Here is a 15,854-nt window from a genome sequence, read left to right as displayed (position 1 = left end):
TGACCCATGCCCCTCCCGACCCGCCGGGCCAACGCCGCGCTGGCGTTCCTCGGCGTCTCGACGTTCTCGTTCGTGACCATCGAGGTGCTCCCGATCGGCCTGCTGACCGTGATCGCGGACGATCTCGGGCGCTCGCGCTCGCAGGTCGGCCTGCTCGTCACCGGGTACGCGGCCGTCGTCGTCCTCGCCTCGATCCCGCTGGCGCGGCTGACGCATCACCTGCCCCGGCGCCAGGTGCTGGCCGGCACGCTCGGGGTGCTGACCGTCGCCACCGCGCTCTCCGCCGTCGCCCCGTCGTACGAGCTGCTGTTCGCCGCGCGGCTGGTGATCGGCCTGTCGCAAGCGCTGTTCTGGTCGATCGCTCCCCCGATCGCGACCAGCCTGTTCCCGCCGGAGTTCCGCGGCCGGGTGGTCGCCAGGCTCGCGATCGGGACCGCGCTCGCGCCGATCCTCGGCATCCCGCTGGGCACGCTCCTCGGCGAGCACGCCGGCTGGCGGGTGCCATTCTTCGTGATGACCGCGCTCGGCGCAGCCGCGTGTCTCGGCATCGTGGCCCTGCTGCCGCGCGCCGAGGTACAGGACAGCCCGTCCCGTCGCGGCAGCTCCCCCGACCTGCGGCGGTACGTCGTACTGATCGTCGCCTCGGCCGTCGGCGTGACCGGGTTCCTGACGTTCAACACCTACGTCACGCCGTTCCTGCTGGACATCACCGGGTTCTCGTCCGGCGCGCTCGGTCCGATGCTGCTCGCCAGCGGAGCGGGCGGCCTGGCCGGGACGCTGATCGTCGGGCGCCTCCTCGACCGCTACCCGTGGGCTTCGACGGTCTGCCCGTTGGGGCTGATCACGGTCGGGCTGCTGGCGCTGTACGGGCTCGGCCAGTTCAAGATCGTGACGGTCGCGCTGATCGCGGTGATCGGCCTGGCGTTCAGCGGGCTTGCGGTCGCGGTCCAGAGCCGGACGCTCCAGGTCGCCCCGGGCAGCACCGACATCGCGTCGGCCGGGACGAGCTCGGCGTTCAACATCGGCATCGCGGCCGGCGCCTTCGTGGGCGGAGCGCTGATCGACACCACGACGGTCCGGGCCGTCGCGCTCGTCGGCGGCCTGCTGACCGCGGCGGCCGCTCTGGTGATGCTGTGCGAGCCCCTGGTGGCCCGGCGCCGCAGGGCCGTGCCAGAGTGCGCGCATGAGCTTTGTGAAGAGCCGGCCTGACGCGCCTGCCGGATTCTTCGAGGTCGAAGCGGCCGGCCTGCGGTGGCTCGCCGTACCGGGCGGGGTGCCGGTGGCCGAGCCGCTCGACGTCGCGCCCGACCGCCTCACGACGACCAGGCTCGACAGTTGTCCACCGACCGAAGCGGCCGCGGAGGAGTTCGGTCGGCGGCTCGCTGTCACGCATGACGCCGGCGCCAGCCACTTCGGCGTACCGCCGGACGGTTGGGACGGCGACGGTTACATCGGCACACTGCCGCTGCCGCACACTGCCTCGCCGACATCCTGGGGTGAGTTCTACGCCAACCTGCGCTTGCGACCGTACCTGAGGGCCGCCCACGACCAGGGCCTCCGGCTCGACGGCTTCGAGCGAGTCTGCACGCGGCTCGAGGCCGGGACGTACGACGACCCGTCCGACGGACCGGCCCGGATCCACGGCGACCTGTGGTCCGGGAACGTGCTCTGGACACCGAGCGGCGTCCACCTGATCGACCCGGCCGCACACGGCGGGCACCGCGAGACGGACCTCGCCATGCTCGCGCTCTTCGGCCTTCCCCGGCTGGAGCGGGTACTGCAGGCGTACGACGAGGCACACCCGCTGGCCGACGGCTGGCGGGACCGAATCGGGCTCCACCAACTGCATCCGTTGCTGGTCCATGTCGTGCTGTTCGGCGGCGGCTACGTGGCACAGGCCGTCGAGCTCGCCCACCGGTATTGAAGCCTCTTGACGTAAGTCGGCCGGACGCGAAAACTCTCGATCATGATTCCGCAGCCCACGGCGCAGCAGGCGCTCCCCGACGAGACGTTCACGCTGCCGCCCGACGCCACCATCGGCCTCACCGATCCCGCCCTCCGGACGATCGCCGACGGGCTCGCCGCCCGGCTGCGCCGGTCGACCGGTTACGCCCTGCCGGTCCAGGACGGGACCGGCACGATCACCCTGTCCACCGACGGCCCGGAGTCCCTCGGCGCCGAAGGCTACGAGCTCTGCGCGGACACCTCCGGCGTGACGATCAAGGCCACGACCGCCGAGGGCGTGTTCCGCGGCGTCACCACACTCCGCCAGCTGCTGCCCGCGAAGGCCGAGGCCGGCACCGCCCAGGACGGGCCGTGGGAGATCGCCGGTACGACGATCACCGACACGCCGCGGTACGGCTACCGCGGCGTGATGCTCGACGTCACCCGGCACTTCTTCCCCGTCGACCAGGTGAAGCACTTCATCGACCTCGTGTCGCTTTACAAGATCAACCGGCTGCACCTGCACCTGTCCGACGACCAGGGCTGGCGGATCCAGATCGACTCCTGGCCGCGGCTCACCGAGTACGGCGGAAGCCTGCAGGTCGGAGGCGGCGCCGGCGGCGCGTACACGAAGGCCGACTACGCCGAGATCGTCCGGTACGCCGCCGCGCACTACATCACCGTCGTACCCGAGATCGACACTCCGGGGCACACGAACGCGGCGCTGGCGTCGTACCCCGAGCTCAACCCGGACGGCGTGGCGCCGAAGCTCTACACCGAGACGAAGGTCGGGTTCAGCACGCTGACGGTCGGGCTGGACCGTACGTACGAGTTCCTCGACGACGTGTTCCGCGAGGTGGCCGAGCAGACGCCGGGTGAGGTCGTCCACCTGGGCGGCGACGAGGCGCACTCGACGCCGCACTCGGACTACCTGACGTTCGTTCCGAAGGCGGCCGAGCTGGTCGTCAAGCAGGGCAAGACGGTGATGGGCTGGCACGAGATCGCGGACGGCCCGCTGCCGGCCGGGACCGTCGTGCAGTACTGGGGCACCGAGGACGAGAAGGCGCAGGCGCTCGCGCTGAAGGCCGTCGAGCAGGGCGCGAGCCTCGTCCTGTCCCCCGCGAACCGCGCCTACCTGGACATGAAGTACCACGAGGAGACGCCGCTGGGCCTGCAGTGGGCCGGCCTCGTCAGCGTGCAGCAGGCCTACGACTGGAACCCGGCCACGCTGATCCCGAACGTGCCCGCGGAGGCCGTCATCGGCGTCGAGGCGCCGCTCTGGACCGAGACGCTCGACGACCTGGCGAAGGTCGAGTTCATGGTCTTCCCGCGGCTACCGGGGATCGCGGAGCTCGGCTGGTCGGCGGAGGACGCGCTCGACTGGGCGACGTACAAGGACCGGCTCGCCGCGCAGGCGCCACGCTGGGAGGTGCTCGGCGTGAACTTCTACCGGGCTCCGGAGATCGACTGGCGCTAGCCGCTCAGCCGAGGACGCGGTCGAGCAGCCAGGCCGTGGTGGCGTCCACGTCCTGCTCGGCGACGGTGTGCTGCGTGGCGTCCGCGTCCGGGGCGTCACGCACCTCCAGGCGGTACACGTACCGGTCCGGCTGCGGGCGGCCGGTCCCGAGATTCCTGGCGTCCAGCGCCCGGACCGCGGCCTCCAGCCGGTCCGCGTCCGGCTGGCCGTCCGTGTCCAGCTCGCCCTGCTGGATCAGCCCCGCGAATCCACCACTGCGGGTCACCGTGACGATCATCGCCGTTCTCCTCGCTGTTGCACTCGGCGCAACCGGCCGTACCTGTCCAGAGTCGCGCGACACGCCGGGAAATTCGATCAGGAACAGGCGTCCATTACCCGGCGTACCGGTCCATTGTCCTTCGTTGCCAACGTCCCGGACCCGCCGCCGCCCGCGAAACAGCAGGTCGCGGCGGGATTTCCGGTTCCGGGCAGGCGTCGCGACGGACCGGAACGGGTGCGCACGCAGGGTAACGATTGGCGACAATCAGCGACACGTGTTTGTGCTCACCCCTACCATCAGCCCGCAGAACGGCTACAGTTATGGCGTTGCAGTTTTGGACTCCCTGACTTTTGCTGTGCTGCATGGCCGGTCTGTCGTCTGGGGCCTTTCGGCGACGCGCGGCTCATGAGGTGTGGGTCGCGGATTGTTAAATAGCCATCGAGGAGATAGACAATGGCTGTCGGTACTGTCAAGTGGTTCAACGCTGACAAGGGCTTCGGCTTCATCACCCCGGATGACGGTGGTGCGGACGTGTTCGCGCACTACTCGGCCATCCAGATGTCGGGCTTCCGCTCGCTGGACGAGAACCAGCGCGTCGAGTTCGAGATCACCCAGGGCCAGAAGGGCCTGCAGGCGGAGAACATCCGCGCGATCTGATCCTCGGATCACCCTTCTAGCAACCAGCGTCGGGGCCGCACACCACACGGTGTGCGGCCCCTTCGTCATGTCAGCGCAACCCCGGCAGGACGTCCGACACGATCTGTTCCAGGACGGCCTCGTCGCCGGCGTACACGCCCTCGGCGCGGGGCCAGTGGACGATCACGTCGGTGAAGCCGAGGGCGGCGGCGCGGCCGGTGACGTCCTCGAAGAGGGCCGGGCTGGAGAGGGCGTAGACCGCGGAGTCGAGGGACAGGTAGCGGTCCAGGTGCCGGCCCTCGAGCAGGTCGTCCAGGCGGTGGCTGAGGTCCGCGACCGACCGGAACCAGGTGTCCAGGTCGCCGCGGTCTCCCCCGGTCGTCATCCAGCCGTCACCGCGCTCGGCGGCGAACCGCAGCGAGCGCGGGCCGTTGCCCGCCAGGATGAGCGGGACGCGCGGCTGCCGCACGCACCCGGGGAGCGTCCGCGCGTTGCGCGTCTCGTAGTACTCGCCCTTGAAGTCGACGCCGTCGGTGGTCAGCAGGGTGTCCAGCAGCGTGACGAACTCCTGGTAGCGGTCCTGCCGCTGCCGCCCGGTCAGCTCGGGGCCGCCCTGGATCGTGGCGTCCAGGCTCCCGCCGGCGCCGATCCCGCACAGGAAGCGGCCGCCGGAGACGTCGTCGATCGCGAGGATGTCGCGGGTCAGCCCGAGGGGGTGCCGGAAGTTCGGCGACGTCACGAACGTGCCGAGCCCGATCGTCGACGTGACCGTCGCGGCCGCGGTCAGGGTGGGCGTGGTCCCGTACCACGGCGAGTCCTGGAGACCGCTCCAGGTCAGGTGGTCGTAGGTCCACGCATGGTCGAAGCCGTACTCCTCCGCCCGCCGCCACCGCGGCGCGGCGTCCGGCCAGCGGTACTCCGGCAGAATCGCGATCCCGAAACGCATGCCCGCACCCTACCGAGTGTGGCCGGGACCACGATTGTTGCGTTTTCACCCAATCTCCGACACGGTCGTAAGGCCCGGCAGCTCTAGGGCACCTGTCCCCGACACAACAGAACGGAGGCGCGCCGAAGCGAGGCGTGACTTACCTGTGGCCATCGATATCGACAGCCAGGCAGACACCCCCGACAACGCACCACATCCCGCGATTGCGACCCCACCCCCACCCGGCAGCCGAAGTCACGGCTCCGGACTCGACCGCGTCACCTTCGGTGTCACCGCGGTCGTCGCCCTGGCGTTCGTCGCCTGGGGCATCATCGACGCCGCCGGTCTCGGGACGGCGTCCACCTCGGCCCTCGGCTGGGTCGAACAGAACACCGGCTGGCTCTTCGTGCTGCTGGCCTCCGGTTTCGTCGTCTACGTGATCTGGCTCGCGGCCGGCCGCTACGGACGGATCCCGCTCGGCCGCGACGACGAGGAACCCGAGTTCCGGACCGTGTCCTGGGTGGCGATGATGTTCAGCGCCGGCATGGGCATCGGCCTGATGTTCTTCGGCGTCAGCGAGCCGCTCACGCACTTCGTCAAACCCCCGCCCGGGACCGTCGGGACCGGTACGCCGGACGCGCTCGAGACCGCGATGGCGACGACGCTGTTCCACTGGACGCTGCACCCGTGGGCGATCTACGCGGTGGTCGGCATCGCGATCGCGTACGGCACGTTCCGGCGCGGGCGCTCGCAGCTGTTCAGCTCGGCCTTCGCGCCACTGCTCGGCCGCCGGACCGAAGGACCGATCGGCAAGGTGATCGACGGGCTCGCGATCTTCGCGACGCTGTTCGGCTCCGCCGCGTCGCTCGGGCTCGGCGCCCTGCAGATCGGCTCCGGTGTCCAGATCCTCGGCTGGCTCGGCAAGACCGGCAACGGTGTGATGGTCGGCGTGATCGCCGTCCTCACCGCCGCGTTCGTCGCGTCGGCCGTGTCCGGCGTTGCCAAGGGCATCCAGTGGCTGTCCAACATCAACATGGTGCTGGCCGTCGTACTGGCCCTGTTCGTGTTCGTCGTCGGACCGACCGTGCTGATCCTCAACCTGGTCCCGACCGCGATCGGCGACTACTTCCGCGACCTCGCCGACATGGCGGCGCGCACCGAGGCGAGCGGCGGCGACGCGATGTCGACGTGGCTGTCCGGCTGGACGGTCTTCTACTGGGCGTGGTGGATCTCGTGGACGCCGTTCGTCGGCATGTTCATCGCGCGGATCAGCCGCGGCCGGACGATCCGGCAGTTCGTCACCGGCGTCCTGCTGGTGCCGTCGCTGGTCAGCCTGCTGTGGTTCTGCATCTTCGGCGGTACGGCGATCGACATCCAGCGCGGCGGCACCGACATCGCCGGCGCGTCGACCACCGAGGGCCAGCTGTTCGGCGTGCTCGACCAGCTCCCGCTCGCCGCGGTGACCACGGTGATCGTCGTGGTGCTGGTCGCGATCTTCTTCGTGTCCGGCGCGGACGCGGCCTCGATCGTGATGGGCACGCTGTCGGAGCGCGGCGCGATCGAGCCGAAGAAGCCCCTGGTCGTCTTCTGGGGTGTGCTGACCGGTGCGGTGGCCGCGGTGATGCTGCTCGCGGGCGGCGGCGGTGCGGACGCCTTGAAGGGCCTGCAGAATCTCACGATCGTGGCGGCCCTGCCGTTCGCTCTCGTGATGGTCGGGCTCGCGGTCTCGCTGGCGAAGGACCTGCGGACGGATCCCTTGATGTTGCGTCGCGAGATCGGCTCGGAGGCGGTCGAGGCGGCGGTCATCGAGGGCGTCACCCAGCACGGTGACGACTTCGCGCTGGTGGTGTCCGGCAATGGGCACGACACCGGGACGCAGGTCCCGGAATCACCGCAGCCGCAGGACGTGGTCCCGCCGCTGAAGCCTTAGCGGACGGGAGTCGGGAAGGTGGCCAGGGAGCTCGTCCCGATGCTCCCTAGCCACACCTTCCCGTCGCGTTCCCGGACGCCGGTCGGCATGTGGAAGTCCGGGTGCTTGGCGCGCAGGTCGTGCACGAGCTCGCCCGTCTCGTCGTACGCCTGGATCTCGATGATGTCCGCGGCCTTCGGCTTCAGCGCGTCCGGCAGCGCCCAGACGGCCTTGCGCAGTGCCGGGTGCTTCGGCAGCAGCAGATCGAGTACGGCATTCCGCGGCGAGCCGACGGCCACCCAGATCAGGCCGTCCGAGCCGCGGGCGATGTTGTCCGGCAGGCCCGGGACCTCCGCGAGCAGCACCGGCTCGGCGCCCTCGGTGGTGAGGTCAAGTTTGTAGAGCCCGTACGTCGCGGTCTCGGCCCAGAAGAGCGTTCGCTGGTCGCTGCTCAGCGCCACGCCGTTCGGGAAGCCGCGACCGGTCGCGAGCCGCGTCACCTCGCCGTCCGGGGTGCGCCGGTACACGCTGCCGGTCGTGGAGTGCTCGAGCAGGTCGGCCATCCACTCGTCGATCCCGAACCGGGTGGACGAGTCGGTGAAGTAGATCGTGCCGTCCTCGGTGACGTCGGCGTTGTTGCAGAACCGCATCGGACGGCCGTCGATCTCCGCGAGCAGGGTCGTGACGCGGTTGTCGGTGCCAGGACTTGGGTCGAGCGTCAGCAGGCCGCGGTTCGCGTCGCAGATCAGCACCTTGCCGTCCGGCAGCCACTCCAGGCCGAGCGGCCGGCCGCCGGTGTCCGCGAGCGTGCTGATCGTCCGGCCGTCGGCGCTGACACGCAGGATGCGGCCGTCGTACAGGCCGGTGAGGACGCTGCCGTCGCTGTCGATCAGCGTGTCCTCGGGGCCGGCGCCCGGCAGCGCGACGACCCGCACCTCGATCCCGGTCGGCGTTCGCGCCGGCGGCGCGGGCGGCGGGGTCCAGCGGACGGGCGCGATCGACGACTTCATGCCCCGACCCTAGCGCGCTGCACACGGGCGACCACAACCGGTACAGGGCCCCGAAACGCGGACAGCCCGGGCCGATGGGGATCGGTCCGGGCTGTCCGGAGTACTGCTAGAAGATGACCTCGCCGCGGGCGCGCCGCGCCCGCAACTTCTCGAGCGCCTCGTCCAGGATCTCCTGGGCCTCCTGCTCGGAGCGGCGCTCCTTCACGTAGGCCAGGTGGGTCTTGTAGGGCTCGATCTTCGGCGGCGGAGGCGGGTTGTTCACATCGGTGCTGGTCGGCAGACCGCACCGCGGACAGTCCCACTCCTCCGGGATGGCCGCCTCGACCGCGAACCAGGTCGCGGTCTCGTGCCCGTTCGCACAGAAGAACACGATGCGCTGCCGGGGCGCGGTGTCGCCGCGCTCCGCCTCGCCCATCGGCCCGGCACCCACCCGGCTGCCACGAATCGCACTGCCACCACCAGCCATGGGAACCGACTCCCCCTCAGCCGAGCTTGTACAGCAGGCCGAGCGCCACGATGGCGGCGAACCAGATCAGACCGACGCCGATCGTGATCCGGTCCAGGTTCCGCTCGGCGACCGAGGAGCCGCCCAGGTTGGACGACACACCGCCGCCGAACAGGTCGGACAGACCGCCACCACGGCCTTTGTGCAGCAGCACCAGCAGCGTCAGGAACAGGCTGCAGACGATCACGATGATCGAGAAAGCGAGAATCACGAGGAGTAGCCTAACTGAAGGTCCAGGTAACGGCAGATGCCGGCGAACTCTTCCACCTGGAGGCTCGCGCCCCCGACGAGGCAGCCGTCGACATCCGGTTGGGCCATGATGCCACCTGCACTGGCCATCTTCACCGATCCACCGTAAAGAATCCGTACCGAGTCGGCGACCGAGGGTGAGACCGTCTCCTCGATCCGGCCCCGGATCGCGGCGATCACCTCCTGCGCGTCCTCCGGCGTCGCCACCTCGCCGGTGCCGATCGCCCAGACCGGCTCGTACGCGATCACGACCTTGCGGACGTCGTCCTGCTTCAGCCCGGCCAGCCCGGCGTCCACCTGCGCCAGCGTGTACGGCACCTGCTCGCCGGCCTTGCGGATCTCCAGGCCCTCGCCGACGCACATGATCGGCGTCAGCCCGGCCTCGAGCGCCTTCGCGGTCTTGGCGTTGACGAGCTCGTCGGTCTCGTTGTGGTACTGCCGGCGCTCGGAGTGCCCGGTCAGCACGAACGTGCAGCCGAGCTTGGTGAGCATCGACGCCGAGATCTCGCCGGTGTACGCGCCCGCGTCGTGCGTGGACACGTCCTGCGCGCCGTACTTGATCTTCATCCGGTCACCGTCGACCAGCGTCTGCACGCTGCGGATGTCGGTGAACGGCGGCAGCACCGCCACCTCGACCCGCTCGAAGTCGTGCTTCTTGTCCTGCAGCGTCCACGACAGCTTCTGCAGCAGGTGCACGGCCTCGACGTGATTGAGGTTCATCTTCCAGTTGCCCGCCATCAACGGCGTACGGGCAGCTGTGTTGTCAGCCGAAGCCATCTCAGTCCTCTTCCAGTACCGCGAGACCCGGGAGCTCCTTGCCCTCCAGGTATTCGAGCGACGCGCCGCCACCGGTGGAGATGTGGCCGAAGGCGTCGTCGGCGAAGCCTAGCTGGCGTACGGCGGCCGCGGAGTCACCGCCGCCGACGACACTCAGGCCGTCCACCTCGGTCAACGCCTGCGCGACGGCCTTGGTTCCGCCGGCGAACGCCGCCATCTCGAAGACGCCCATCGGGCCGTTCCAGAACACGGTCTTCGCGGCGGCGACCTCGGCGGCGAACGCCTTGCCGGACTCCGGACCGATGTCCAGCCCGAGCTGGTCGGCGGGCATCGCGTCCGCGGCGACCACGGTCGCCGGGGCGTCGGCCTTGAACTCGGGCGCGACCACGATGTCGGTCGGCAGCACGATCTCGACGCCCTTGGACCTCGCGGTCTCCAGGTAGCCCCGGACCGTGTCCAACTGGTCCTCCTCGAGCAGGCTCTTGCCGACCTCGTGGCCCTGCGCCTTGAGGAAGGTGAAGACCATGCCGCCGCCGATCAGCAGCTTGTCGGCCTTGGCGATCAGGTTGTCGATCACCGCGAGCTTGTCCGACACCTTCGCGCCGCCGAGCACGACGACGTACGGCCGGGCCGGGTCCTCGGTGAGCTTCTTCAGCACGTCGACCTCGGCGAGCACCAGGCCGCCGGCCGCGTGCGGGAGCTTGCGCGCGACGTCGTACACGCTCGCCTGCTTGCGGTGCACGACACCGAAGCCGTCGCTGACGAACACGTCGGCCAGCGCCGCGAGCTCGTCGGCGAGCGCCGCACGCTGGGCCTCGTCCTTGCTCTCCTCGCGCGGGTCGTAGCGCACGTTCTCCAGCAGCAGGACCTCGCCCTCGTCGAGATCCTGTACGGCGGACTGCGCGGCGTCGCCGGTGACGTCGCCGGCGAAGTGCACGGTGATGCCCTCCGGCTGCAGCAGCTCGCCGAGCCGCTTCGCCACCGGGGCCAGGGTGAACTCCGGCTTCGGCTCGCCCTTCGGGCGGCCGAGGTGCGCGGTGACGATCACCTTCGCGCCGGCCTTGGCGAGCTTGGTCAGCGTCGGCAGCGAGGCGCGGATCCGGCCGTCGTCGCCGATCACCTCGTCCTTGATCGGCACGTTCAGGTCGGACCGGACCAGCACCCGCAGGCCCGCCAGGTCGCCGAGATCTTCGATGGTCTTCACAGTTCAGCTTCCTCGGGTGAACGAGCTTTGCGTCCGGAGAGGACTCTCCGGACGCAAAGCAGGTGGGTCGTCAGAACTCGGTCAGAGCGACGCGCCGACGTGCTTGACCAGGTCGACGAGCCGGTTCGAGTAGCCCCACTCGTTGTCGTACCAGCCGACGACCTTGACCTGGTTGCCGATCACCTTGGTCAGGCCCGCGTCGAAGATGCAGGACGCCGGGTCGGTGACGATGTCGGTGGAGACGATCTCGTCCTCGGTGTAGGTCAGGTACCCCTTCAGGGCGCCTTCCTCGGCGGCCGCCTTGTACGCCGCCTTGACCTCGTCGACGGTGACCTCGCGGCCGACCTCGACGGTCAGGTCGGTGGCCGAACCGGTCGGCGTCGGGACGCGCAGCGCGTACCCGTCCAGCTTGCCCTTCAGCTCCGGCAGCACCAGGCCGATCGCCTTCGCGGCGCCGGTCGAGGTCGGGACGATGTTCAGCGCGGCGGCCCGGGCGCGACGCAGGTCCTTGTGCGGGCCGTCCTGCAGGTTCTGGTCCTGGGTGTACGCGTGGATCGTGGTCATCAGACCCTTCTCGATCGTGAACGCGTCGTGCAGGACCTTGGCCAGCGGGGCGATGCAGTTCGTGGTGCAGGACGCGTTCGAGATCACGGTGTGCTTCTCGGCGTCGTACTGCTCGTGGTTCACGCCCATCACCACGGTGAGGTCCTCGTTCTTCGCCGGGGCGGAGATGATGACCTTCTTGGCGCCGTTGTCGGCGTGCGTCTTGGCCTTGGTGGCGTCGGTGAAGAAGCCGGTGGACTCGATCACCACGTCGGCGCCGACGTCGGACCACTTGAGGTTGGCCGGGTCGCGCTCGGCGAACGCCTTGATCGCGTGACCGGCGACGGTGATGTCGTCCTCGGTCGCGGAGACCTCACCCGGGAAGCGGCCCAGGATCGAGTCGTACTTCAGCAGGTGAGCAAGAGTCTCATTGTCGGTCAGGTCGTTGACGGCGACGACCTCGATGTCGGCACCGGACGCCTGCACGGCGCGGAAGAAGTTACGGCCGATGCGGCCGAAGCCGTTGATACCTACGCGTACGGTCACGGGACTACGTCTCCTCTGAACTGGCTTTGCACTGCCGCTACAGCCCGAACACTAGCCCAACAGCCCACTCGGTCAACTGGTAGCGTCCAGATGAGACCACCGGTACTTTTTCACGGCTGCAGACCAGACCACTTGCTGGTACGCCGAACGCCGGTTTTCCGAAGGATCTCTCCGGAAAACCGGCGTCCCCGAAAGGTCAGGCGAAGCGCCGGTACGGAGCCGGCATGGCCGGGTCGGCTTCGGCCAGCAGCGCGCTCACCTGCGCAGTCGTGAGCAGGCCGTGCTCGGCCAGCACCGTCAACGATCGCTCGCGCTGCGCCGCCGCCCGATCGTGCTGCCCGAGCCGCTGGTACGCCGTACCGAGGTCCCATTGCAAACGCCCGAAGCCGAGCCGGTTCGGCCAGTCGGCCAGCAGGTCGAGGCAGCTCGTGAGGAGCTCGACAGCGCGGTCCGGTTGATCACCGGCCAGGGCGAGCTGGCCGAGGTTGGCCAGTGAGATCCCCATGCCGCGGTTGTCGCCGAGCCGGCGCCGCAACTCCAGGGCCTCCTCGTGCCGGCGCCGCGCCTCGTCGTCCCGGCCCAGATGGTGCAGAACGATGCCGAGGTTGGTCAGCGTGAAGGCTTCGGGCTCGCCGGCGCCGGCCGAACGGTCGAGGTCGATCGCCCGCAGCAGCTCGTGTTCTGCGTCCGCCGCCCTCCCGTTCATCACCAGGGCGTGCGCCAGGGATGTGCGCGTGGCCGCCTCCCGCAGCGCATCGTCCACGGTCGCGAACAGATCTCCTGCCGCCTGCAGGGGTTCGATCGCGGCGGCCGGCGTGGTCGCGATCAGCGCCGTGCCCAGCGTGTACTGCGCGGTCGCGACCAGTCTCGGCTCCGTCACGCGCCGCGCGGTGTCCATGGCGATCCGGCCCAGGCGCTGCGCTTCGGTGTGCCATCCTCGGCTCGAGAACGGCTGCTGGGCCGCGGCCGCCAGAGCGATGACCACGGCGGGTTCGTCGACGGCCGCTGCGACGGTTACCAGGTTCTCGCGCTCGGCGTCGATCCAGGCCGTCGCCTGCCCGAGATCCGCGAGTGCGACCGGAGCCCAGGCCGGCTCGGTCACGCCGGAGGTCAGCCATGGTCTCGCACTGACCGAGCCGATCAGCGTCGCCGTCGCCCTCATCGTCGCGAGATAGGCGTGGCCGACACGACGTACCGCGGCAGGCACTTCCGCTCGCGGCAGCTGCCGCGCTGCCACCTCGGTTGCGTACAGCCGGACCAGATCGTGCATGCCGTAGCGGCCGGTCGCTCGTACTTCGACCAGTCGGGCCACGACCAGGCGGTCGAGGCCGGCTCGTACGTCAGCCGGCTGAGCGTCGACCAGTGCACCGACGACGTGATCGTCGACGTCGGGCAGGTCGAGGACGGGCAGGGTGTAGAGGATGCGGTCCGCCAGCCGGCCGACGATGTCCGGGCCGAGGCTCTGCCGGCCGACGCTGATACTTGCCCGCACCGACAGGTCCGCGTCGTGCAGCTCGTCCAGCCGACGGTCGCCGGCCAGCCGATCGGCCAGCTCCGAGATCCGCCAATCCGGTCGGGCGGCAAGACGGGCGGCGGCGATCCGCAGCGCCAGAGGCAGCCGGCCGCACAGCCTGACCACCTCGGCCGCGGCCTCCGGCTCAGCGGCGATCCGGCCGGGACCGGCGAGGCCGGCCAGAACTGTGAGGGCGTCGCCCTCGGCCAGCGCGTCGAGGTGCACCTGAGTGGCACCGTCCAGGCTCGCCATGGCCATTCGGCTGGTCACCAGGACGACGCTCCCCCGGTCGCCCGGCGTCAGGCGTCGCACCTGGGCCGCATCGACGGCGTCGTCGAGCACGATCAGCATCCGTCGACCGGCAGTCGCGGACCGGAACCGGGCGGCCGCCTCGTCCAGGTCGCCCGGCACCTGGTCGTCGGACAGACCGAGCGAGCGCAGGAACCGGCGCAGGACGTCGACGGGTGCGAGCGGGTGCGAACCGGGCGTCGCTCCGTGCAGGTCGACGTACAACTGGCCGTCCGGGAACGCGTCGCGGACCCGGTGCGCGAGCTTGATCGCCAACGCCGACTTGCCGACGCCGCCCTGGCCGTGAATCGCGATGACCGGCGAACCCGCGTCCAGCAAGGCCCGCATGCGGTCGAGTTCCGCGGACCGGCCGGCGAGGGCGGGCGGATCGGGCGGGAGCTCGGCCGGTGCCGGCAGCACCCGGATCCCGTCGGCCGGTGCGAGTGCCGGGTCGCCGACCAGGATGGCGTGTTCGAGTTTCCGCAGCCGCTCCCCAGGGTCGAGTCCGAGCTCCTCGGCGATCAGCGCCTTCCCGGACCGGTACACCGACAGCGCGTCGGCGCTGCGGCCGCTGCGGTACAGGGCGAGCATGAGTTGAGCGCGAAACCCTTCGTGCAAAGGGCTTTCGGCCACCAGCGCGGTCAGCTCGGCGACCAGTGCGGTCGACCGGCCGAGCGTCAACTCGGCCTCGATCCGGAGTTCTAGTGCCGCCAGTCGTTCCTCGCCGAGCCGGCCGGCCTCGTCCCGGAGCAGCTCGACGTCGGTGAGACCTTCGTACGCCGATCCACGCCACAGCGCGAGAGCCTCGGTGAGCACGGCCGCGGCCGCCGCCGGATCGCCGGCCAGGTCACGTCCGCGGGCCAGCAGCAGCTCGAACCGGCTCGCGTCCACCGCCTCGGCGTCGACCTGGAGCAGATAGCCGTCCGGCGTACTGGTCAACCGGTCGCCGTCGCCGAGCAACCGGCGCAGCTGGTGGATGTGCCAGCGCACGGTCGCCGGTGTCGGCAGTACGTCCCGCCAAGCCGCTCCAACCAGGACGTCGCGAGGCACGACCGAGCCTGCCCGACTGAGCAGAACGGCGAGCAAGGTCCTGCGGATCTCCGCGCTGACCACCTGGGTGCGCCCGGCGTCGTACACCTCGATCGGCCCCAGTACGCCGAACCGCGTCGTCGGTCTGTCCACAGTGCGACCCATCCTGTCTCACCGCCGGGCCAACGCCGACCCAACGCTTGTCCGTCACAGTCCTGGGCAGAGGTGGCTGCCGCGCGGCGCCGCCCGACCGTCCCGGGGGAACGCACGATGGAGATCGAGATCATCGCGCTGCTGCTCATCGCGGCAGCCGTGGCCGGCTGGTTCGATGCCGTCGTGGGTGGCGGCGGGCTGGTGCAGCTGCCCGTGCTGATGCTGGTGATGCCCGGGACGCCGGCGGTGTCCCTGCTCGCCACGGACAAGCTGTCGTCCATCGCCGGTACGACGTGCGCGGCAGTCACCTTCGCCCGGCGGACCAAGGTCGACGTACGGCTCGCACTGGTCAGCGGAGTCCCGGCCGTGGTGCTGTCGGGCGTCGGCGCCGCGGCCGCCGGAACGCTTCCGTCACAGGTACTGCGACCCGTCGTGGCGACCGCGCTCGTCGCCGTTCTCGCGCTGGTGGTCGCGCGGCCGGGGCTCGGCCTCACCCCGAGTCGCGCGGTGCCGACCCGCGGCCGGATCGCCGCCGTCGTCGCGGTCACCGGGGTGGCGCTGCCGTTCTACAACGGGCTCGTCGGTCCGGGCACCGGGACGATGATGGTGGTCGCGCTGACCACCCTGCTCGGCATCGACTTCACCCGCGGCTCGGCGACCTCCAAGATCGTGAACCTCGGCTCGAACCTCGGCGCCCTGCTGGTGTTCGCCTGGCACGGCCAGGTGCTCTGGCTGCTCGGACTCGGGATGGCGGCCTGCAACATGCTCGGCAGCCGGCTCGGAGCCGGGCAGGCGCTCCGGCGCGGCTCGCCGTTCGTCCGTACGGTCCTGGTGATCGTCGTGAGCCTGCTGCTGCTGAAGCTCGGACTCGAAGAACTCGTCTGAGC

The 15,854-nt window shown here is 70.2% G+C and carries 15 protein-coding genes; 6 read left to right on the top strand and 9 right to left on the bottom strand.

The window, feature by feature from the left end:
- The first annotated feature begins 6 nt into the window (after positions 1–6).
- Genes ABN611_RS31950 through ABN611_RS31940 form a run of 3 tightly spaced genes read left to right on the top strand, consistent with a single transcriptional unit; the run spans position 7 to position 3,421 of the window.
- The gene (locus ABN611_RS31950) at positions 7–1,209 is read left to right on the top strand and encodes an MFS transporter (RefSeq protein WP_350275993.1); all 1,203 of its coding nucleotides are present in this window, start codon (positions 7–9) and stop codon (positions 1,207–1,209) included.
- Positions 1,184–1,924, top strand: a complete 741-nt coding sequence (locus ABN611_RS31945; RefSeq protein WP_350275992.1) for a fructosamine kinase family protein — start codon at positions 1,184–1,186, stop codon at positions 1,922–1,924. Before ABN611_RS31950 ends, ABN611_RS31945 begins: the two co-directional genes overlap by 26 nt.
- 42 nt (positions 1,925–1,966) lie before the next feature.
- Positions 1,967–3,421, top strand: coding sequence for a beta-N-acetylhexosaminidase (locus ABN611_RS31940; protein WP_350275991.1), 1,455 nt, complete (start codon positions 1,967–1,969; stop codon positions 3,419–3,421).
- A gap of 4 nt (positions 3,422–3,425) precedes the next feature.
- Here ABN611_RS31940 and ABN611_RS31935 read toward each other — a convergent pair whose 3' ends face one another.
- Entirely contained in the window at positions 3,426–3,698 is a 273-nt protein-coding gene (locus tag ABN611_RS31935) for a protealysin inhibitor emfourin (protein WP_350275990.1), read from the bottom strand.
- A 435-nt stretch (positions 3,699–4,133) separates the two neighbouring features.
- Here ABN611_RS31935 and ABN611_RS31930 point away from each other — a divergent pair, with 435 nt between their 5' ends.
- The gene (locus ABN611_RS31930; RefSeq protein ID WP_134100749.1) at positions 4,134–4,337 is read left to right on the top strand and encodes a cold-shock protein; all 204 of its coding nucleotides are present in this window, start codon (positions 4,134–4,136) and stop codon (positions 4,335–4,337) included.
- Positions 4,338–4,407: 70 nt separating this feature from the next.
- Here the strand turns inward: ABN611_RS31930 and ABN611_RS31925 are convergent, their stop codons facing one another.
- On the bottom strand, positions 4,408–5,262 hold the full coding sequence (locus ABN611_RS31925; protein ID WP_350275989.1) for an LLM class flavin-dependent oxidoreductase: 855 nt from the start codon (positions 5,260–5,262) through the stop codon (positions 4,408–4,410).
- A gap of 145 nt (positions 5,263–5,407) precedes the next feature.
- Between ABN611_RS31925 and ABN611_RS31920 the strand changes: the two genes are divergently transcribed.
- Positions 5,408–7,171, top strand: coding sequence for a BCCT family transporter (locus ABN611_RS31920; RefSeq protein ID WP_350275988.1), 1,764 nt, complete (start codon positions 5,408–5,410; stop codon positions 7,169–7,171).
- On the opposite strand, the gene ABN611_RS31915 is transcribed toward ABN611_RS31920, so the two are convergent.
- The 7 genes from ABN611_RS31915 to ABN611_RS31885 all read right to left on the bottom strand — a co-directional run bounded on the left by ABN611_RS31915 (position 7,168) and on the right by ABN611_RS31885 (position 14,967).
- Positions 7,168–8,160, bottom strand: a complete 993-nt coding sequence (locus ABN611_RS31915; protein WP_350275987.1) for an SMP-30/gluconolactonase/LRE family protein — start codon at positions 8,158–8,160, stop codon at positions 7,168–7,170. The genes ABN611_RS31920 and ABN611_RS31915 overlap by 4 nt on opposite strands.
- A 106-nt stretch (positions 8,161–8,266) precedes the next feature.
- Entirely contained in the window at positions 8,267–8,626 is a 360-nt protein-coding gene (locus ABN611_RS31910; RefSeq protein ID WP_131296896.1) for an RNA polymerase-binding protein RbpA, read from the bottom strand.
- A gap of 16 nt (positions 8,627–8,642) precedes the next feature.
- The gene (gene secG, locus ABN611_RS31905) at positions 8,643–8,876 is read right to left on the bottom strand and encodes a preprotein translocase subunit SecG (RefSeq protein ID WP_350275986.1); all 234 of its coding nucleotides are present in this window, start codon (positions 8,874–8,876) and stop codon (positions 8,643–8,645) included.
- On the bottom strand, positions 8,873–9,691 hold the full coding sequence (gene tpiA, locus ABN611_RS31900) for a triose-phosphate isomerase (protein ID WP_350275985.1): 819 nt from the start codon (positions 9,689–9,691) through the stop codon (positions 8,873–8,875). The genes secG and tpiA overlap by 4 nt, the downstream gene beginning before the upstream one ends.
- Position 9,692: 1 nt before the next feature.
- Entirely contained in the window at positions 9,693–10,895 is a 1,203-nt protein-coding gene (locus ABN611_RS31895; RefSeq protein WP_350275984.1) for a phosphoglycerate kinase, read from the bottom strand.
- A gap of 81 nt (positions 10,896–10,976) precedes the next feature.
- Positions 10,977–11,984 carry a type I glyceraldehyde-3-phosphate dehydrogenase gene (gene gap / locus ABN611_RS31890; protein WP_350275983.1) on the bottom strand — a complete coding sequence of 336 codons (1,008 nt, stop codon included), beginning with the start codon at positions 11,982–11,984 and terminating at the stop codon, positions 10,977–10,979.
- A gap of 196 nt (positions 11,985–12,180) precedes the next feature.
- The gene (locus ABN611_RS31885; RefSeq protein ID WP_350275982.1) at positions 12,181–14,967 is read right to left on the bottom strand and encodes a BTAD domain-containing putative transcriptional regulator; all 2,787 of its coding nucleotides are present in this window, start codon (positions 14,965–14,967) and stop codon (positions 12,181–12,183) included.
- A 117-nt stretch (positions 14,968–15,084) separates the two neighbouring features.
- Between ABN611_RS31885 and ABN611_RS31880 the strand changes: the two genes are divergently transcribed.
- Positions 15,085–15,852: a TSUP family transporter gene (locus tag ABN611_RS31880; RefSeq protein WP_350275981.1), complete on the top strand. Its 768-nt coding sequence runs from the start codon at positions 15,085–15,087 to the stop codon at positions 15,850–15,852.
- Positions 15,853–15,854: the final 2 nt, after the last annotated feature.

Origin of the sequence: Kribbella sp. HUAS MG21, assembly GCF_040254265.1 — a bacterium.
Lineage (GTDB): Bacteria > Actinomycetota > Actinomycetes > Propionibacteriales > Kribbellaceae > Kribbella.
This window is presented reverse-complemented; position numbering and strand designations above follow the sequence as displayed.